Here is a 20,374-nt window from a genome sequence, read left to right as displayed (position 1 = left end):
AAGCTCCCGTTGAACTCCATTGCCGGTCACGGCGCTATTCGATCATCTCGGCAAACAGGCTGTTGGAGCCGGCCTTGGTGATTCGTACCTTGATAATGTCACCGATTTGCGATCGCTTTGCATCAACATTCACGGGCTGCAGCCAGGGCGAGCGACCGACAAGCTGGCCGGCCATGCGGCCCGGCTTTTCCAGAAGCAGATCGATTTCCCGTCCGACGCAGGCCGCGGCGAAGTCGCGCTGCTGCCGTGTAAGCAAAGTCTGCAATCTTTCCAAGCGCTTGGCCTTCACGTGCTCGGGAACCTGTTCCTCGAGTTCTGCGCCCGGCGTGCCCGGGCGGCTCGAATATTTGAACGAGAAAGCCTGTGCATAACCGACCGCCTCGACGAGGCCCATCGTGTCCTCGAAGTCCTTGTCCGTCTCGCCCGGGAAGCCGACGATGAAATCGCCGGAAAGCGCTAGGTCCGGTTGCGCGGCCCGGATGCGCTCGACAAGGGCGAGATATTCGGCAGCCGTATGGCGCCGATTCATGGCTTTCAGGACGCGATCGGACCCCGACTGAACCGGCAGGTGCAGGTAGGGCATCAGCTTCGCCATGGAACGATGTGCCTCGATCAGGCTGTCGTCCATGTCGCGCGGGTGGCTCGTGGTATAGCGCAGGCGCGCGAGCGCCTCGATTGCGCCAAGGCGCTTCAGAAGATCGCCAAGCCCCCAGTCGCGACCGTCCGGGCCCGTTCCGTGCCAGGCATTGACGTTCTGACCGAGCAGGGTGATCTCGCGAACGCCGCCCTCCACCAGCCTTTCCGCTTCGGCAACGATCTGCGCCACCGGCCGCGACACTTCGGAGCCGCGGGTATAGGGCACCACGCAGAAGGTGCAGAACTTGTCGCAGCCCTCCTGCACGGTCAGGAAGGCGGTGACGCCGCGGGCGCGGGTCCTTGCCTTGTCGGGCTGCGGCAGATGCTCGAACTTGTCCTCGACGGCGTAGTCCGTCTCGACGACGCGTTCGCCGTTGCGCGCCCGCTTCAGCGCCTCGGGCAGGCGATGATAGGTCTGCGGACCGATGATGAGATCGACCGCCGGCGCGCGGCGAAGGATTTCGTCGCCTTCGGCCTGTGCGACGCAGCCGGCAACGCCGATCACCATCTCGCGGCCTTCGCTCGCCCGCGCCTTCTTCAGTTCGCGCAGGCGCCCCAATTCGGAATAGACCTTTTCGGCGGCCTTCTCGCGAATATGGCAGGTATTGAGCAGGACGAAATCTGCCTCTTCCACCGCGTCGGTCGCGACATAGCCGTCACGCAAGAGCGCATCCGACATGCGGTCGGAATCGTAGACGTTCATTTGGCAGCCATAGGTCTTGACAAAGACCTTGCGTACCGGGGCGTGGTCGTCGCCGGCAACGGGCGCTGTCGGCAGAAGGGCGGTTTCCTGGCTCATGCGCGGTTCTTTAGTTCAAAGCGGCCCAAAATTGAAGCATTTTCGGCCGCCACCGTGGCTCGGCCGGACCTGCCAGGGTCCGGCGTTCGCCCGCAAGGGCGCTTGCAGCCCCGCGCAACCCTTCAGACGCGAACAGGTCGCTGCAACGCTTCGAACTGAGTACTGAGCTTTCCGAGCGATGCGCTACTGCATGTCTCCTTTAATCGACCTCGATTAAAGGACAAAGACATGCAGCATTTCAAAGTGCTACAGTGACCTTTGCGGGTCTAATAAGACGCGCGGCGCTCTAGGCCGCGTCCTGGGCGCCGCTTGCCGATCGTCCCCTCAACCGGTCCGACAACATGCGGCGGATCCGCCGTTCGACCAGGCGGCTCACCTCCTTGCGGTTGGACCGACGGTCGTAGTCCACCGCCTCGCCGAAATCGACTTCGACATCGATCGCCCCTTCCCGAAGGACGCCGAGGAGATGCGGGATCAGCCCGATATCGCCCGGCCACGCTGCGATCGGCCGGTGGTAGCGTCCCATCGGCATGCCGTGAATGCCCGTATAGGAAATCGCCACCGGCTGGACATGGACCACACCGGTCGGAGACTGCGGCACGGCCGTGGCCGCGGCGCCGAACAGGGATGATTTGATCTCGAGCAGGCGATTGCCGTCCGATGTCGTGCCTTCGGGAAACAGCACCACCACTTCGCCATCGGCAAGCCGGCGGCCGATCTCATTTGCCTGCTGACCGGCCGAACGTTTCTGCTCGCGCTCGATGAAGACGGAAGCCTGCAGGCGGGCAAGATGGCCAAAGACGGGCCAATCCTTGACCTCGGATTTGGCGACGAAGACGACGTCGGCGATGGACGAAAGAACGAGGACGTCCTTCCAGGAGACATGATTGGAACTGAGAAGCAAGGGACGGCGACGCTCCAGGGTCCCGTGCACCCGCACGCGAAGACCGAGCAGGTCGCAGGCGATGCGATGCCAGACCCGCGGCAGGTAGCGGCGCGGCATCAGGTCGTACCGGAGGCAGATCAACTGGACCGGTATCAGAAGGAAGGAGACGACGAGGAGCAGGAGGCCGTAGAACGCGACCCGTATCCAGTTGACCATCCGCAAACTTTCCGATCGCCGGCCGCGGCATCGCGGCCTCTTACGAAATCTCCCTCCACCCGCATCCGATCTACGGATGTGGGCTGGGGGATCGCCGTCGCAGGGAACTAGCGAAGATCGAGCCGCATGACAAGCGCGGCGGTGCGCGCGCCGGCGGGCCCCTGGTAATAGGCCCGGCGCTCGCCGACTTTCGAGAAACCGAGCTTGCGATAGAGCCCGATCGCAGCCTCGTTGGTTTCGTCGACTTCGAGGAAGAGCGCCTCGGCTCCCTTGACGAGCGCCTCGCGCGTCACGGCCTGCATCAGGCGCCAGCCGAGGCCGGAGCGGGCAAAGCGCGGGTCGACGCCGATCGTCAGGATTTCCGCCTCGCCGGCGGCAGCACGCGACAGAACGAAGCCGCCGAAGGAAGCGCGGAAGCCACCGCTGGTCTGGCGTGCGGCAAAACCGAAGACCGTATCCTGCGTGAGAAGCGCGTGAATTTCGCCGTCGCTCCAGGGCGCGGCAAAACGGTGACGATGAAGCGTCGCCGCGGCCTCAAGATCAGCCTCCTCCAGCGGGAAAATATCGAACTCGGCGCGGCGGGTGAAATAGTCGGTGAAACTCATCGTCGTCGATTCTGCGCATCCGGTTGCACGGCGCGGTACGTCGTCGTCGACGCACCGAATTCGTCACATCAACATTGGGTCTATCCCGCAACGGCCCGCGTCACCGCAAAACCCGCTTGAGGCTTCGCGTCCGGGCCGCGCAGATAAAGCGGCTTCGGCTTGGCCGAAGCTGGATCGGCCGCAGCACCCAACCGGGCGACCACGGCGATGTCGATCATGTCCGTCTTACGGCTCGCCTCACCTGCCATTTCGGAAGCGGCGACGAGATGCGCTGCGGAACCGCAGACGAGGCCGTCAAAGCCGGAGAACCGCTCGCGCGCCAGGTCAACCGGCAGGACTTCTGGCGCCGTCTCCGGCTGACCAAGCGCGTCGAAGAACTGGACATAGACCTCGTCGCGCTTGGCGTCGATCACGGCAAGCGCCGGCCGGCCAGGCTCAGTCTTTCGGGCGCTCTCGGCGACGGCATGGAGCGTGGTGACGCCGACAGCCGGCTTGCCAAGTGCAAGTGCCAGTCCCCTTGCCGCCGCAACGCCAACGCGGATCCCAGTGAAGGAGCCGGGACCGACGGTCACCGCGATCCGGTCGATATCCTCGAGCCGTCGGGCCGCGGCGCTGAGCGCCTCGTCGACGAAAGCCATCAGGCGCTCCGCATGTCCGCGCCCGATATCCTCTTGCGCGCGCGCCAGAATCACCCCGGCGGCGCCGTCGTAAACGGCGGTCGCACAGCCGGAACCGGACGTATCAATGGCAAGAACAAGCATGTTAGCCGACACAACCTCCCGAGCCTTGCGCGGCCGCGCAACGGCGCCCCTCTCCCCTCTCCGGTCACTCGACTGTGATGCAGCGAGCCTGGCCGGTGGGGTAATCCCGAGATCGCATGAGACCGAAAGCCGGCTCGCCGCGATCGATGTCTGGAGGGAGAGCGGCCCGTCAGCGGGACCACTCAATCCAACACGGTCCGTCCGAGCTCAGACGGCTTCGACCGACTCGACCTCCGGCACGAAATGGCGCAGCAGGTTCTGCACGCCATGGCGGAGCGTCGCAGTCGACGACGGGCATCCGGAGCAGGCCCCCTTCATGTTGAGGAACACCGTGCCGTCCTTGAAGCCGCGGAAGGTGATGTCACCGCCATCCTGGGCGACAGCCGGGCGCACGCGCGTCTCGAGCAGTTCCTTAATCGTGGCGACGATCGCCTCGTCACTCTTGTCGTAGAACTCGCCTTCCTCGTCGGTCTCTTCGGCGCGACCCGCGCCGGACATGACCGGCTGCCCGGACATGAAATGCTCCATGATCGAGCCCAGGATCGCGGGCTTCAGGTGCTGCCACTCCTGCCCCTCCTTGCTGACCGTGATGAAGTCATAACCAAAATAGACGCCGGTCACGCCGGGAATGGAGAAAAGCCGTGCCGCAAGCGGCGATGCGGCGCGCGCATCCTCCTCGCTGCGGAATTCTGCCGTACCGCTCTCCATCACGACCTTGCCCGGCAGGAATTTGAAAGTGGCCGGATTCGGCGTGGCTTCCGTTTGAATGAACATTTCTATCTCCATCGCGGCCGCGAGCGGTTCTCGACCGGCTCTTTAGAATTATTCAAAAATATAGGAGCTCCGGCACAGCGCCGCAAGCGCCTTCGACCGCAAATCCGTCAGCTCAGCGCGTCGATTTCCTCATCGGTCAGAAGATCGGGAATGACCGTCACCGGAATCGGGAAGGCGGCCGCCTTCCCGGCAATGGACGACACCAGCGGCCCAGGGCCCTCCTTGGCCGAGCCGGCTGCCAGCACGAGGATCGCAATATCGCGATCCTCTTCGATGAGCGCATGGATCTCATCGGTGGCAATACCCTCGCGGATGACGATCTCCGGCTCGATGCCGATCGTTTCCCGCACGGTCTGGGCGACCTTTGCAAGCGTCGCCTCGGCCTCCTCGCGCGCCTCCGCCCGCATGATCTCCTCCACGCCAAGCCATTGCTGGAAGTCGCCATCGGCGATGACGTAGAGCAGCACGAGACCGCCATTGGAGTTCTTCGCGCGCATGCCGGCGTAATGCACGGCACGGCTGCATTCGGGCGTGTCGTCGATCACCGCCATGAACTTGCGGCGATGACCTTCCTGTCTTGAGAGTCGGGTCGAAACCATGCGGCGAACATTACATCGCAGCACGCCGCCCGCAAGGTCTCATTTTTGCCGGCTACTGCAAAAAGCCGATGATCTCGCGAACTTCCCGCATCGTCTTTTCCGCCCGCGCCCGCGCCCGCTCGCCGCCCTTGCGCAAAATTGCGTCGATATGCGTCGTGTCGTCCAGCAGGCGGCGCATTTCGCCGCTGATCGGCGCGAGGACGCTGACGGCGAGATCGACCAGCGCCGGCTTGAAGACCGAGAATTGCTGTCCGGCGAACTCGGCAAGAACCGCTTCTTTCGACTTGTCGGAGAGTGCCGCATAAATGCCGACGAGATTTTCAGCCTCCGGACGGTCCTTCAACCCCTCCGATTCGCTCGGCAGCGCGTCCGGGTCGGTCTTCGCCTTGCGGATCTTCTTGGCGATGGTCTCCGGGTCGTCCATCAAGTTGATACGCGACAGATCCGACGGGTCGGACTTCGACATTTTCTTGGTGCCGTCGCGCAGCGACATGACGCGCGGCGCCGGGCCGCCGATCAAGGGCTCGACCGGCGGGAAATAGGCGTGAATCGGCTCCTCGCCGACGACGATGTCGACGCCATACCCGCCGCGGCGGATGTGATCCATGAAGTCGATGTTGAACTTCTGGGCGATATCGCGGGTCAGTTCCAGGTGCTGCTTCTGGTCGTCGCCGACGGGAACATGGGTCGCCCGATAGACGAGGATGTCGGCCGCCATCAGGCTCGGATAGGCGAGCAGGCCGAGCGAAGCGTTTTCGCGGTCCTTGCCGGCCTTGTCCTTGAACTGGGTCATCCGGCTCATCCAGCCGATGCGGGCGACGCAGTTGAAGATCCAGGCAAGCTCCGCATGCTGCGGCACGGCCGACTGGTTGAAGACGATGTGCTTCTCGGGATCGATGCCGGAAGCGATAAAGGCTGCGGCGATCGAGCGGATCTGACCGGGCAGGTCCTCATGGACAAGCTGCGCAGTGATCGAATGGAGATCGACGACGCAATAGATGCAATCGTGGCTCTCCTGCAGCGCGACGAACTTCCGGATCGCGCCCAGATAGTTGCCGAGATGCAGATTTCCGGTCGGCTGCACCCCGGAAAATACGAGCGGCTTGAATTCGTTCATGTCGTCCTCATCGGGCTTGTGGAGGGCCCACCAATTGATACCGCCGCGCTTATGCACGGCGGACCAACTGCAATCAAGAGGCGGGTTGCAGAAGGTCCCAACGATTGCCGAAGGGATCGGTGAACACGGCGACAGTCCCATAGGCCTCATGGCGCGGCGTCTCCAGAAATTCGACGCCGGCGGCAAGCATTGCCGCATGCTCGCGGGCAAAGTCGTCGGTGAAGAGGAAGAAGCCGACGCGGCCGCCGGTCTGATTGCCGATCGCCGCGGTCTGCCGATCGCCCTCGGCCCTGGCGATGAGCAGCGCGGTTTCGCTCGCGCCCCTCGGCCGCACCAGCACCCAGCGCTTGCCGCCACCGAGATCGCTATCCTTGATCAGATCGAAGCCGAGCCGGCCGCAATAGAACGCGATGGCCACGTCATAATCAGGAACGAGAATGGCGACACGGGCAATGGTCTGCCTCATCACTCGTCCGTCCCTTCACCTGCTGTCGAAGCAGCCGCCGGTGCCGCCTTGCGCTTCAGACTGCGGCCGATCATCGCCAGGCTGGCCCCCCCGAGACCGAAGGCGGCGGCGAAATAGATCAGCATCGCGACTGCCACCAGGGCGCAAACCGTCGCGGCGCGGACTGCGAGCGGCGCGGCCGAAGAAAGCGGGAAGGCCAACCACTGAACGGCGTAGTGGAGCGCGGCCGCCATGATCGCTGCGGCGATCACAAGGCGCGGAACGCGGGTCAGCAGCGGAATGTCGCGCCCCCAATGTCCGCGCCACAGGAGCGTCGCAAAGAGCAGAAGCGCGTTCGCCCAGCCGGCGACGATCTCGGCAATCGCAATGCCGCCTGCTCCGAGCGACGGAAAGAGCGTCAAGGCCAGAGACACGTTCACTGCCACCGATATGGCGGCGAATATCATCGGCGTACGCGTATCCTCTCGCGCGAAAAAACCGGGAATGAAGGCCTTGATCAGCACGAAAGCCGGCAGGCCGAGGCCGTAGATCGCCAGGATATGTCCGACGACGACGGTCGATTCCGGCGAGAACTTGCCACGCTCGAACAGCAACCGGACGATCGGCTCCGACATGACGAGCAGCGCGGCGGCCGCCGGCAATGTCAGGAACAGGGTGAACTCGACGGAGCGGTTCTGCAGATTGGCCGCTTCGTTCAGGTTGCCGGCGCGCAGCGCACGCGCAAGCTCCGGCAGAAGCACGGTCGCGACGGCGATGCCGACGACGCCAAGCGGCAACTGGTAGATGCGGTCGGCATAGACGAGCGACGACACGGCACCCGCCTTTCCCGAGGCAATATTGGTGTTGATCAAGAGGTTTATCTGGGTGATGCCGCCGGTGATCGCCGCCGGCAGCGCCAGCACCAGCAGCCGTTTGACGTTGGCCGTCAGCCGTGGGCGCCGCAAACCGATGCGCATCCCGGCATTCCGCACGGCGACCCAGACGATAGCGAGTTGAACCAAACCCGCCGCCAACACGCCCCAGGAAAGACCGTAGCCGACGGCGATGGCGTCATGGCCGCTGTACCAGGCAAAGGCGAGGACGCCGATCAGAATGAAGTTCAGGAACACCGGTGCAATCGCGGCGGCGAAATAGCGATGCAGCGAATTGAGCATGCCCGCCATCATCGCGCCGAGCGACATGCAGGCGAGATACGGGAACATGATGGTCGCAAAGGTGACGGTGCTTGCGAATTTCGCCGCATCATCGGCGAAGCCCGGCGCGATCAGTTCCCGCACAATGAAGGGCATCGCCAGTTCCATGGCGATCGTCAGAAGCAGAAGCACAGTGAACAGCACGCCGAAGACTTCTTCGGCGAAGCGCCGGGCGCCATCCATGCCGCGGGCCTCGATTTCCCTGGCAAAGAGTGGCACAAAGGCCGAATTGAAGGCTCCCTCGGCAAAAAGCCGGCGAAACGTGTTCGGCAGCCGGAAGGCGGTATTAAAAGCGTCGGCGACCGGGCCGGTGCCCAACGCCGCCGCCATGAAGGTCTCGCGAACGAAGCCGAAGACGCGGCTACCGAGCGTTGCGCCGCCAACAGTTGCGAACTTCTTGACCAGACTCATGTTTCGGCTTTTGTCGATTTGGGTTCATGCGATGCGCGTGGAACCGGGGCCGGCGCGATGATGCCGGAAGGCATCTGCGCGCGTGCCTCATCCACCTCGCCCGCCAGCACGGCCTTTAAGCGGGCGGCGATATTGATCTGCCGGCTCTCGCTGGTGATTTTGTGACCGACCAGGTCGGTTACGTAGAAAGTGTCGATTACCTTCTCGCCGAAGGTGGTGATGTGGGCGGAGGCGATGTCGAGGGAGAGGTCGGATAGCACGGCCGTGACTTCCGACAAGAGGCCTGGCCGGTCGAGGCCTTCGACCTCGATGACGGTGAACTTGTTCGACAGCGCGTTGCTGATCGTCACCTCCGGCGTAACCGTGAAGGCTTTGTTGCGCTTCTTCGTCCGGGCGCGGCTGGCTATGACCTCCGGCAGGCGCTTGCGGCCCGCGAGCACATCCTCGATCAGTTTGCCGATGCTTGCAGCACGGCGAGTCTCGTCCTCGTCCACCCGGAACTCGCGATTGACGAGAATAGTGTCCAGTGCCCGGCCGTCCGACGTCGTGAAGATCTGCGCGTCGACAATGTTGGCGCCGGCGGCGGCACAGGCCCCCGCGATAACAGTGAGCAGGCGCGGATGGTCCGGCGAGAGCACCGTGATCTCGGTTATGGCGTGGAACTGGTGGGTGCGGACCATCGTCGCCAGCGTTTTGCCGGCACGGTCCGCCTGCCGGATGAACTCGGCATGCCGGACCTGATCGGCGATATCGACGGTGAGGAGGTAGGGCTGATAGTGCAGCCGGACATAGGCGTCCCGCTCCTTGCGCGGCCAGTCCTCGAGCGCTTCGGACAGCTGGTGGGCGGCGTGCTTGGCGCGTTCCTTGCGCGACAGTTCCGAGAAGCCGCCCGAAAGCAGGAGTTCGGTTTCATAGTAGAGGGTGCGCAGCAACTGGCCCTTCCAGCCGTTCCACACGCCCGGCCCGACGGCGCGGATATCGCAGACCGTCATGATCAAGAGCATTCGCAGCCGATCGAGCGACTGCACCCGGTCAGCGAAATCGACGATGGTCTTGCGGTCGTTCAAGTCACGGGTCTGCGCCACCATCGACATGGTCAGATGCTCCTCGACCAGCCAGACCACGGTCTCCGTCTGTTTCGGCGAAAGCCCGAGCCGCGGGCAGAGCTTGCGCGCCACCTTCGCGCCGGCGGTCGAATGATCCTCCGGGCGGCCCTTGGCAATGTCGTGCAGCAGCACCGCGACGTAGAGCGCCTCGCGGTCCTCCACACCCGGCATCAGCGAGGCCGACAGCGGGTGCCCCTGCTCTTCCAGGCCGCGCTCTATGCGCGAAAGGATATCGACCGAGCGCAACAGATGCTCGTCCACGGTGTAGTGATGATACATGTTGAACTGCATCATCGAGACGATCTTCCCGAAATCGGGGATAAAGCGGCCGAGCACGCCCGCCTCGTTCATGCGCCTCAGGATCAGTTCCGGATTGCGCCGCGACGTCAGAATCGACAGGAACAGACGGTTCGCCTCCTCGTTGTCGCGCAATTGCGGCGTGACAAGGCTCAGCGAGCGCGTGACCTGCTTGAGGGCATTGGGATGGAACTCCAGCCCGTTGATGTCGGCGATGTGGAACAGCCGCAGGAGGTTGACGGGGTCCCGCTTGAAGACGTCGGGGCTCGCAAGCGCGATGCGCCCACCGTCATCGACGAAGTCGAGCGTGCCGGCGATCTTGCGAATGCGGTTTTTGAAACGGCTGATGACTCCGGAAATTCCCGGCGCGTCCTTCGCCTGCTGGTCTTCGAGTGCCGCACAGAAGATGCGGGTGAGATCGCCAACGTCCTTGGCGACGAGGAAGTAATGCTTCATGAAGCGCTCGACCGCGGTCAGGCCGGGATGGTCGTGATAGCCGAGCGCCTCGGCGATCTCGCGCTGGATGTCGAAGGACAGCCGCTCCTCCGCCTTTCCGGTGAGGAAATGCATGTGGCACCGCACCGCCCAGAGGAAATCCTCCGACTTCTGGAACAGCTTGTATTCCTGTTTGGAGAGAACCCCGAGCTTGACGAGATCGGCAGGATCCTTGACCCGATAGAAATACTTGGCGATCCAGAACAGTGTGTGCAGGTCGCGCAAGCCACCCTTGCCTTCCTTGACATTCGGCTCGACGAGGTAACGGGTGTCGCCCGCCTTGCGATGGCGCTCGTCGCGTTCGGCGAGTTTTGCGGCGATGAATTCGGGGCCGGTATTGCGGACGATCTCGTGATCGAAGCGTGCCTCGAGCTCGCTTGCCAGTGCTTCCGAGCCGCAAATATAGCGGCTTTCGAGAATCGCCGTACGGATCGTCATGTCGGCCCGCGATAGCCGGATGCATTCCTCGATCGTGCGGGTCGCATGGCCGACTTTGAAACCGAGATCCCAGAGCACGTAGAGAATGAACTCGATCGCCGGCTCCGCCCAAACGGCCTTCTTGGCTGGCAGAAGGAAGAGCAGGTCGATGTCGGATCCCGGCGCCAGCGTCCCGCGCCCGTAGCCGCCGACCGCAGCGACGGCGATGCGCGCAGCATCCGGGGCCTCGGCGGCGTCGAACACCTCGTTAAGCGCGAAATCGTGCAGGACAGTTATCAGTTGGTCCTGCAGCCAGGAGATACGCTCGGCGCATCGGATTCCGGCGCCATCGGCGGCAAGCATTTCGCGCGCCTTGGCGCGCCCTTCGACATTGGCCTGCCTCAAGACCGCAAGCAGGGCCTGGCGCATTGGCTGGCGTTGCTCGGCATGGGCCGATGCGATGAAATTGCACTTCGCCCGAAGCGCCGCTACGTCGAGGATCTCGGGAAAAGAAGTTTCTTGGCTGGCCATGAAGTGCCGAGAGGCGTCCTGTCCGACTGAATATGTGGTCGCTCAATGTCGCGTCTGACAAGACGCGCGGCGCTGTATAGCCTTTTTGCCGGTCGATGGACAGGAAAAACATCCCGGACCGGCAACCCCGGCTCAACGGCTGGCGAGTTCTTTTTTTAGCGCATACAGCGCCTCAAGTGCCTCCCGTGGAGTCATGTCGTCCGGATTGAGAGAGCGCAAGGAGTCCTCGACTTCGGATGGCCCGGCCGCCTTGGCCTCCTCCCGTCGCACCGCGACCTGGAAGAGCGGCAGGTCGTCGATCAGCTGGCTTGCCGGGTTCTTGCGATCCGCGTCCTCGAGCTTGGCGAGCACGTCGCGCGCCCGCGCGACGACAGATGCCGGCAGGCCGGCAAGACGGGCCACCTGGATGCCGTAGGACCGGTCGGCGGCGCCGGGCCCGACTTCATGCAGGAAGATGACGTCGCCGTCCCACTCCTTGACCCGCATCGTCGCATTGGACAGGCGGCCGAGCTTTTCGGAGAGCACCGTCAACTCATGGAAATGGGTGGCAAAAAGGCCACGACAGCGATTGACCTCGTGCAAATGCTCGACCGCCGCCCAGGCGATCGACAGGCCATCGAAGGTCGCCGTGCCGCGGCCGATCTCATCCAGGATCACCAGCGAGCGATCGGTCGCCTGGTTGAGGATCGCTGCCGTCTCGACCATCTCGACCATGAAGGTCGAGCGACCGCGGGCGAGGTCGTCGGAGGCGCCGACGCGAGAGAAGAGCCGGTCGACGACGCCGATATGCGCGGCGACCGCCGGCACGAAGGAGCCCATCTGCGCCATGATGGCGATGAGTGCGTTCTGGCGCAGGAAAGTCGATTTGCCGCCCATGTTCGGGCCGGTGAGCAGCCAGATCGCACCTGCCTCTTGGGCATCCGGCGGCGACAGGTCGCAGCCATTGGCGACAAAGGGGCTTGCCACCTGGCGCCGCAGCGCCTGCTCGACGACCGGATGACGTCCGCCGTCGATGGCGAACATCCGCGACCGGTCGACGATCGGGCGGACATAGTTCTGCTCCTCTGCGAGCACGGCGAGAGCGGCAGACACGTCGATCGCCGCCAGCGCCAGCGCCGCCGCCTTGAGCGCCTCGGCATGGGCCACCACCTCACGCGTCATCGCCTCAAAGGCTTCGAGTTCGATCGCCAGCGCCCGGTCGGCGGCGTTGGCGATCTTGGTTTCGAGGTCGGCGAGCTCGGTGGTGGTAAAGCGCATGGCGTTCGCCATGGTCTGGCGATGGATGAAGCGGGCCCGTCCGGCATCCGTGTCGGTCATCGACCCGGCATTGCCGGCGGTCACCTCGATGAAGTAGCCGAGCACGTTGTTGTGCTTGATCTTCAGCGACCTGACGCCTGTCTCCTCGCAATACTTGAGCTGCAGACCGGCAATGACGCGGCGCGACTGGTCGCGCAGCGCCCGCATCTCGTCGAGTTCGGCGTTCGCACCTTCGCGCAGGAACCCGCCGTCGCGCTTCAGGAGCGGCAGTTCCTCGGCGAGCGCCGAGTCGAGACGGGCGAGCAACTCCACTGGCAGGGCGGCGATCGCCTCTCGCGCCTCGTCGAGCTCGGCCGAAAGCTCGGCGCGGGCAAGCAGCGCGGACAGGGCCGCCGCGGCCCGCAAGCCCGCCTGGATGGCACCGAGATCGCGCGGACCGCCGCGACCGAGGGCGAGCCGCGACAGGGCGCGCGGCATGTCGGGGGCTCGCCGCAGGGCCTCGCGGACCTCTATGGCGAAGCCTGGCTGATCGGCGAGGATCTCGATTGAATCCAGCCGTTGATTGATCCGGTCGGGATCGGTCAGGGGCGACATAAGCCGCTCGGCGAGCAGCCGGGCGCCGCCGCTGGTTACGGTCCGGTCCAGCGCTCGCAGAAGGCTTCCTTCGCGGCCACCGGAAAGCGTCTTCACCAGTTCGAGATTGGCGCGCGTGGCGGGATCTATGAACAGGGTCGAAGCGACACTTTCCCGCTCGGGAATACCGAGCGCCGGACGCTCGGCGAGCTGCGTTTTCTCGACATAGGAAATGGCCGCCGAGGCCGCCGCAAGTTCGGCCCGGGAGAAGCTTCCGAACCCGTCGAGGGTCTTGACGCCGTAGTAGCGGGCAATGCGGCCTTCCGCCGTGGCGCTGTCGAAGAGCACGGCCGGCTGAGGCACGGCGACACGGCCGAGCACGTCGAAAACTGCACGCAGTTCCGGATCGTGGAAGACGGTGTCGGGCAGGATCAGTTCGCGTGGCTCGATGCGCAATATGTCGGCGAGCAGACGGCTCTCCATCGTCTCGGCAAGGCGGAAGATGCCGGTCGAAATGTCGATCCAGGCCAGCGCATAGGCCGGCTCCGAGCCGCTTCTGATGCGGGCCAACGCCATCAGGTAATTCGTTTCCGACGGCGAAAGGAGCTTTTCCTCGGTGATCGTTCCCGGCGTCACCAGGCGCACCACGTCCCGGCGCACGACCGACTTGCCGCCCCGCTTCTTCGCTTCCGCCGGATCCTCCACCTGCTCGCAGACGGCGACGCGGTAGCCGTGCGCAATCAGTTTCTGCAGGTAGTCGTCGGCGGCGTGCACCGGCACGCCGCACATGGGGATTTCCTGGCCCATGTGTTGGCCGCGCCTGGTGAGGGTGATGCCGAGCGCGCGCGCAGCCTCGACCGCGTCCTGGAAGAACAGCTCGTAGAAATCACCCATGCGATAGAACAGGAGCGAATCGGGATTGTTCGCCTTGATCGCGATGTACTGCTCCATCATCGGCGTGGCTGCGGAGCGGCTCTCCTCGCTCGCCAGATCGGACACTGAGAATATCTCACCCGTTTGGCTCGATGAATCGGTCAGCAAATTCATAGTTGTTCCAAAAAAAGAGATGGCACACTATCCGCAAGGTTTTATAGACGACAATAGCAAAGAGGCTGACCAGTAGGGTCGCCCACAGGAGGTTGAGGAAACATGCCGGCTACCGACAAGTCCGATCGCGCGATGACGAGCGTAACCGCCCAGGAAGCGCTCGACTTCCACTCACAGGGACGCCCCGGAAAGCTGGAGATTTCACCGACGAAGCCGATGGCGACCCAACGCGACCTGTCGCTCGCCTACTCGCCCGGCGTCGCCGTGCCGGTGAAGGCGATCGCCGATGACCCGCAGACGGCTTACGACTACACCGCGCGCGGCAACATGGTTGCGGTGATTTCGAACGGCACGGCAATCCTCGGCCTCGGCAATCTCGGCGCGCTCGCCTCCAAACCGGTCATGGAAGGCAAATCCGTCCTCTTCAAGCGCTTCGCGGACGTCGATTCGATCGATCTTGAGGTCGATACGGAAAATGTCGATGAATTCGTCAACTGCGTGCGCTTCCTTGGCCCTTCCTTCGGCGGCATCAATCTCGAAGACATCAAGGCGCCGGACTGCTTTATCATCGAGCAGCGGCTTCGCGAAGTCATGGACATCCCGGTGTTCCACGACGACCAGCACGGCACTGCGATCATCGCCGCCGCCGGCCTCATTAATGCGCTGACACTGACGGGTCGCGACTTCAAGTCGACGAAGCTCGTCTGCAACGGGGCGGGTGCCGCGGCAATCGCCTGCGTCGAGCTCATCAAGGCAATGGGTTTTGCCCCGAACAACATCATTCTCTGCGACACCAAGGGCGCGATCTACAAAGGCCGGACCGACGGCATGAACCAGTGGAAATCGGCGCATGCGGTGGAGACCGATGCACGGACGCTGGCCGAGGCGGTCAAGGGGGCCGACGTGTTCTTCGGCCTTTCGGCAAAGGGCGCACTTTCACCGGACATGGTGCGGTCGATGGCGAATAAGCCGATCATCTTCGCGATGGCCAACCCGGATCCGGAAATCTCTCCGGAAGAAGTTGCCCAGATTCGTGACGACGCCATCGTCGCGACCGGCCGCTCGGATTATCCCAACCAGGTCAACAATGTTCTCGGCTTTCCCTATATCTTCCGGGGAGCGCTGGACGTGCGCGCCTCGACGATCAACGATGCGATGAAGATCGCCGCGGCGGAAGCGCTGGCGCGCCTTGCCAAGGAGGACGTGCCGGACGACGTGGCGGCGGCATACCAGGGCAACCGGCCGCGCTTCGGACCGCAATACATTATTCCGGTCCCCTTCGATCCGCGTCTCATCTCTGCCATCCCGATGGCGGTCGCCAAGGCTGCCATGGAATCGGGCGTGGCCCGCAAGCCGATCGCGGATATGGACGCCTATGGACAGCAGCTATCCGCCCGCCGCGATCCGATCGCCTCGACCCTGCAGCGCATTTACGAGCGTGTCCGCCGCCAGCCGAAGCGCATTGTCTTCGCCGAGGGCGAGGAGGTGCAGATGATGCGCTCGGCTATCGCCTATGCCAACCAGCAACTGGGCACCGCGATCCTGCTCGGGCGCGAAGAGCAGATGCGCGAAACTGCCGAACGGGAGGGCATCGACCTCGACCGGCCCGGCATTCAGATCGTCAATGCGCGCCTGTCGAAACGTGTCGGCGCCTATACGGACTTCCTTTATTCGCGACTCCAGCGCAAGGGCTATCTCTTCCGTGACGTGCAGCGGCTGATCAACAACGACCGCAACCATTTCGCCGCCTCGATGGTGGCGCTCGGCGATGCGGACGGCATGGTCACCGGCTTGACGCGCAACTATTCGACGGCGCTCGAAGACGTGCGCCGCTGCATCGACGCCAAGCCCGGCCATCGGGTGATCGGCGTATCGATCGCGCTCTGCCGCGGTCGCACCGTGCTCGTTGCCGATACCGCGGTGCACGACATGCCCACGGCCGAGGAACTGGCGGACATCGCCGAGGAGGCCGCGGGGCTTGCCAAGCGGCTGGGCTATATGCCCCGCGTTGCCATGCTCGCCTATTCGACCTTTGGCCACCCCTCCGGCGAACGCTCCGAGCGGGTGCGCGAGGCCGTGAAGATACTCGACAGGCGCCGCGTCGATTTCGAATATGACGGCGAGATGGCGGCCGACGTCGCACTCAACGGCCGGGTGATGGAGCAATACCCGTTCTGCCGCCTCTCCGGCACCGCCAATGTACTGGTGATGCCCGCCTTCCACTCGGCCTCCATCTCGACCAAGATGCTGCAGGAACTCGGCGGCTCGACCGTGATCGGTCCGTTGCTTGTCGGCCTCGACAAGTCCGTGCAGATCGTGTCGATGTCGGCAAAGGATTCGGACGTCGTCAATATGGCGGCCATCGCTGCCTACAATGCCGGCACTTGAACTGGACCGTTTCGGGACGATAACCGCCGCCGGCGCCAAGCCGCGCCCTAACTGTTCAGTAACGGCACAGCTTACCCAGACAAAATAGGAGCCCACCTCCGCCCGAACGGAAGTGGGCTCAATATATCGTGGGCGGTCCGCTTCCTTAGGTCATGAAAAATGAGAGGGAATTCGTCGCGACATCGACCCCCTCGAGTCGAGTCTACGATTTTCCCTTTCTGTTTTTACACTTTCGCTTTATGAAATTCGGCCCAACCACGGAGATACACTTCCCCGTTCGACGTTGAAAGTCAAACACATACTTAACAAGTGGTTAATACCAATTCAGATTCGAAGCAAAGCCCCACCCGGGAATGGACCCAGGTTCCACGCGGCTGTGATTTGCTGATCTCACTCTCGCCATCTGGCCGGAGCCGAACACGTATCTGGAGAAAATACGTCAGGAGGCAAAGCGTCCCGCGTCGGCGCCATAATAATTGAGATACCGGCCGGAAATATTGCTGATCGGCAGGACGATCAGTACATCCGTCGTGCGAAAGGCGTGATCGACCACTGCACCGTCACCGACCATGGCGCCGAGACGCATATAGCCCTTGATGAGCGGCGGCAGGGCCGCCAGCGCCTTCTTCGGATTGATCGCCTCGGACGGCATCAGGTCCATCGTGCGGTGGAGCTCCGGCCGCGCAGCGACGGCCCAATCGTCTCGGGCGAGAACATTGTGGTGCAGGAAGGAAAGAGCGAGCGCGTGCTCCTCGGGAATCACGCCCGGAAAGGAGCCACAGCCGAACATCGCATCGACGCCATGCCTGAGCGCATAGGCCCAATTGCCCTGCCAAAGCAGTTCGACCGTACGCTTGGTCCGATATTCCGGCAGGACGCAAGAACGTCCGAGCTCCATGAAGCGCTTGTCAGGGTGGCGCGCGAGCAGCTTGTCGATCGCGAACTCCGAAGCGGAATAAAAACCGCCGGCGCGCTCGGCCACGTCCTGGCGGAGCAGGCGATAGGTGCCGACGATCTGTTCCTCCGGATCGCCTTCGATGGCGGTGTCGAGCACGAGGAGATGATCGCAGATCGAATCCCAGCTATCCACATCGCGCTTGCGCATTTCGGCTTCCGGTGCGACCTGCGCTCTCATCTCCTCGACGAAGACCCTGTAACGGACCGCCTGCGCGGCGTCGATCTCGGAGGCGGAGCGAGCAAGTCGCGTCTCGAGATTGGCAATGCGGCCGAGGACGGCCGTTGCCGGAACGGCAATCGTCTTGCGGGGGCAAGCCTGCGACGTATCTACCACGCTTGTCGATTCCAAAAGCTCGAGCGCCATTTCGTGTCATCCCGAATCGTCAGTTTCTGCCGGGCTTAGAACACGTTTGTGCAACAAGATAGTGACACTGCGCGTCGCGCATCCAATAGAAGCGCAAAGTCCGCTGTAGCACTTTTGCCGCAGCATGCATCTTAAATCGTAAGATACAGGCAGCAGACCAGCGGGCAAGCCCCAAGCAGACTTGCGTTGGCAAGCCAAGGCTTCATCCGCTCAGCTCTTTTCTTGAGACATTTTTTGGACATCCGCGGCCGGTCCCACGCAATCGGTCAATATCCGCGTAGGTTGGATCAGGCCTTGCCCGTTTCGATGAGGCGCGCGACTTCGGCAAGGAGCTGCGCCGGTTCGGCGGGCTTAGTCAGCACCGCGTCGGCACCGGCGATGGTGAGGCTCTGGTGAAGATCGCTGCGGCCGTCGGACGTCAGCACCAGGACGGGGAGCCGACGCCGATCGTGGGAGGCACCTTCTCGGCGCAGCCGTCTCAGCATGGCGGGAAGGTCGCCGCCCGGCATGTTGAGATCCGTGACGACTATCGCTGGCCCATTGGCGCCGGGCTCGTGCAGAAGGGTTTCAAGCGCGGAAAAGTCCGCCACGTGCTGTACGGCATGCCCATTGCGCTCGAGCATCGTCCGTAGCATCAATGCATTGACCGGATCGTCCTCGGCCAGAACGACGCGATGGACAGCTTTGCCAGCCCCGGCCGTTGCGGGTGCGTCGCGGAGCACAGGTCTGTTGTCGGCGATCGCGTCCCGGCTCTCAATTCCCTTCAGGCGGCCGAGCAGCACCTCGACCAGTGATTTTTCGCGCAAAGGACGAATCAGCCACGCCGCGTAGCCGCCCAGGCGATGCACCGGATGACTGCTGCGCTCTTCCGGATTGATGAGGTAGGTCCTCCGCAGCCCAAGGCGATCCAGCGCCGGGTGAAGCAAAAGCAGTTGCTGGAAGTCATCCGCCCGTCGGTGGTCGACGATGATGTCGGTCAAGCGCAGGCGATCCTGCAGCACATCCTTGACAAGGCTTCGGGCCGCATCGAGCGTCGGAGCCCGATGACAGGAGCCGCCGAGCGTTTCGATGGTCGCGGCAAGCGCGGCCGAGGCCGGGCCCTCCGGAGCCATGACGAGAACATGCGCGCCGGCGAGCACTCCGTTCCGGCTCGGCAAAGATGGCTCGGCACCTTCCATCGCAAAGCATATCTCGAATCGGCTTCCCTTTCCGGCGACGCTCGATGCCGTCAAGCTGCCCCTGAAGGCTTCCATGATCCGACGCGAGATCGCCAAGCCGAGACCGGTTCCCTTCGCGCGCTGGGCGTCGTCGCCGGCCTGCTCGAATTCCTCGAAAACGCGGGCAACCTCGACCTCCGACATACCCGGCCCGCTATCGTCAATCCGGATTCGCAGCGCGCCCTCGATCCTGGCAACCGAGACGAGAACGCCGCCGGTTTCCGTGAATTTCACGGCATTTCCGACGACGTTGAACAGCACCTGCCGCAGCCGCGCCGCGTCGAAGATCATCGAGGTGGGCACATCCGCCGCAATGGTCGCGCCAATCTCGATGCCCTTTTCATGCGCCCGGTGGGAGAGCATTTCCACGACGTTTTCGACCACTAGCCGCAGATCCTGACGGGATGGGTGCAACTGGAACCGCCCGGCGGAAAGCGAGGAGAAGTCAATCAGGTCTTCGACCAGTTGCACCAGCGCGTGCCCGGACTGCTGCATGTCGGCAAGGTAGTTCCTTTGCTCCGCAGAAAGTTCCGTCTGTCCGAGCAGGTGGCTCATGCCGAGAATTCCGGACAGCGGAGTGCGAATCTCGTGCGTCACGGTGGCAAGCAGCCGCGACTTCGCCTGGCTCGCCTCCTCGGCGCGGTGGCGCGCCGCCTCCCGCTCGCGCGCCGCCCTCGCTTCCTCGGTGACGTCGCGGCCGATGCTGTGGCGCACCAGCCTCCCCCGACCCGGCTCGCGCACGATCACGTCGTGCCAATCGAAAAGACGTTCTCCCCCCGCCGTTGCGACGCGTACGAGGAAATGATCGGGATCCGGCTTCGGCTCGAAGCTCAGGCCAAGGGAAGCGCAGGTCAGGCCCATCACATTGACCCGCCCCAGCACCTGGTGAAAAACGCCATTCGACTGCACGATCCGGCCATCCATGTCGCGCACGATAGCAATATCTCCGAGCGCGTCATGGATGGTCGAAGTTTCCGGCACGCCTCTCTGTCTCCCTGGCAGCATTTGCCATCCAGGCTCGCCTTCACCGGAAAGCATGAGGAAAGCCCCCGACAAGCCGCCAATGGCGACGATCGCCGGCAAGAAATGAAGATTTGCGCTGAGACCGATCGTGAGGACGACAAGTGCGGCCAAAACACCCGCACAGGCGCAAAGAATGCGGGTGGCGGACGGCGCGCCGTCGTGGGCGGCCGTGATCCTCATCCGCTGTCCGAGTCGTGAAGGCTTGTTCATGCTTTCAACCTGGCATGGCAAGCCTTCCG

General features: G+C 63.5%; 14 protein-coding genes. 1 reads left to right on the top strand and 13 read right to left on the bottom strand.

Going from position 1 to position 20,374, the window contains the following annotated elements; translation table 11 throughout:
* Positions 1–34 precede the first annotated feature (34 nt).
* The 11 genes from miaB to mutS all read right to left on the bottom strand — a co-directional run bounded on the left by miaB (position 35) and on the right by mutS (position 14,186).
* Positions 35–1,435, bottom strand: a complete 1,401-nt coding sequence (gene miaB / locus AC4P1R_RS00190; protein WP_069459662.1) for a tRNA (N6-isopentenyl adenosine(37)-C2)-methylthiotransferase MiaB — start codon at positions 1,433–1,435, stop codon at positions 35–37.
* Between the two features lie 286 nt (positions 1,436–1,721).
* Positions 1,722–2,537 carry a lyso-ornithine lipid O-acyltransferase gene (gene olsA / locus AC4P1R_RS00185; RefSeq protein ID WP_069459663.1) on the bottom strand — a complete coding sequence of 272 codons (816 nt, stop codon included), beginning with the start codon at positions 2,535–2,537 and terminating at the stop codon, positions 1,722–1,724.
* Between the two features lie 107 nt (positions 2,538–2,644).
* Positions 2,645–3,142 (bottom strand): GNAT family N-acetyltransferase, encoded by a 498-nt coding sequence (locus AC4P1R_RS00180; RefSeq protein WP_069459664.1) that lies wholly within the window; start codon positions 3,140–3,142, stop codon positions 2,645–2,647.
* An 80-nt stretch (positions 3,143–3,222) separates the two neighbouring features.
* Complete coding sequence (gene tsaB, locus AC4P1R_RS00175; RefSeq protein WP_069459665.1) at positions 3,223–3,903, bottom strand: tRNA (adenosine(37)-N6)-threonylcarbamoyltransferase complex dimerization subunit type 1 TsaB; 681 nt, start codon at positions 3,901–3,903, stop codon at positions 3,223–3,225.
* A 207-nt stretch (positions 3,904–4,110) separates the two neighbouring features.
* Positions 4,111–4,677 (bottom strand): NifU family protein, encoded by a 567-nt coding sequence (locus tag AC4P1R_RS00170; protein ID WP_069459666.1) that lies wholly within the window; start codon positions 4,675–4,677, stop codon positions 4,111–4,113.
* Positions 4,678–4,784: 107 nt separating this feature from the next.
* On the bottom strand, positions 4,785–5,276 hold the full coding sequence (locus tag AC4P1R_RS00165; protein WP_069459667.1) for a universal stress protein: 492 nt from the start codon (positions 5,274–5,276) through the stop codon (positions 4,785–4,787).
* Positions 5,277–5,328: 52 nt separating this feature from the next.
* On the bottom strand, positions 5,329–6,393 hold the full coding sequence (gene trpS / locus AC4P1R_RS00160) for a tryptophan--tRNA ligase (RefSeq protein WP_069459668.1): 1,065 nt from the start codon (positions 6,391–6,393) through the stop codon (positions 5,329–5,331).
* A gap of 73 nt (positions 6,394–6,466) precedes the next feature.
* Complete coding sequence (locus AC4P1R_RS00155) at positions 6,467–6,859, bottom strand: VOC family protein (protein WP_069459669.1); 393 nt, start codon at positions 6,857–6,859, stop codon at positions 6,467–6,469.
* The gene (gene murJ, locus AC4P1R_RS00150) at positions 6,859–8,463 is read right to left on the bottom strand and encodes a murein biosynthesis integral membrane protein MurJ (RefSeq protein WP_069459670.1); all 1,605 of its coding nucleotides are present in this window, start codon (positions 8,461–8,463) and stop codon (positions 6,859–6,861) included. The genes AC4P1R_RS00155 and murJ overlap by 1 nt, the downstream gene beginning before the upstream one ends.
* Complete coding sequence (locus tag AC4P1R_RS00145; RefSeq protein WP_069459671.1) at positions 8,460–11,309, bottom strand: [protein-PII] uridylyltransferase; 2,850 nt, start codon at positions 11,307–11,309, stop codon at positions 8,460–8,462. Before AC4P1R_RS00145 ends, murJ begins: the two co-directional genes overlap by 4 nt.
* Before the next feature lie 132 nt (positions 11,310–11,441).
* Entirely contained in the window at positions 11,442–14,186 is a 2,745-nt protein-coding gene (gene mutS / locus AC4P1R_RS00140) for a DNA mismatch repair protein MutS (RefSeq protein ID WP_069459672.1), read from the bottom strand.
* Positions 14,187–14,288: 102 nt separating this feature from the next.
* On the opposite strand from mutS, the gene AC4P1R_RS00135 reads away from it, so the two are divergent.
* The gene (locus AC4P1R_RS00135; RefSeq protein ID WP_069459673.1) at positions 14,289–16,574 is read left to right on the top strand and encodes an NADP-dependent malic enzyme; all 2,286 of its coding nucleotides are present in this window, start codon (positions 14,289–14,291) and stop codon (positions 16,572–16,574) included.
* 439 nt (positions 16,575–17,013) lie between these two features.
* On the opposite strand, the gene olsB is transcribed toward AC4P1R_RS00135, so the two are convergent.
* Together olsB and AC4P1R_RS00125 are read right to left on the bottom strand one after the other, a co-directional pair.
* The gene (olsB, locus tag AC4P1R_RS00130) at positions 17,014–17,895 is read right to left on the bottom strand and encodes a l-ornithine N(alpha)-acyltransferase (protein ID WP_069459674.1); all 882 of its coding nucleotides are present in this window, start codon (positions 17,893–17,895) and stop codon (positions 17,014–17,016) included.
* 287 nt (positions 17,896–18,182) lie between these two features.
* Entirely contained in the window at positions 18,183–20,345 is a 2,163-nt protein-coding gene (locus tag AC4P1R_RS00125; RefSeq protein WP_492177274.1) for a hybrid sensor histidine kinase/response regulator, read from the bottom strand.
* Positions 20,346–20,374: the final 29 nt, after the last annotated feature.

The organism is Sinorhizobium sp. Y406 (genome assembly GCF_058732025.1).
The sequence above is the reverse complement of the archived record's forward strand: the minus strand, read 5'-3'. Positions and strand labels throughout refer to the sequence as shown.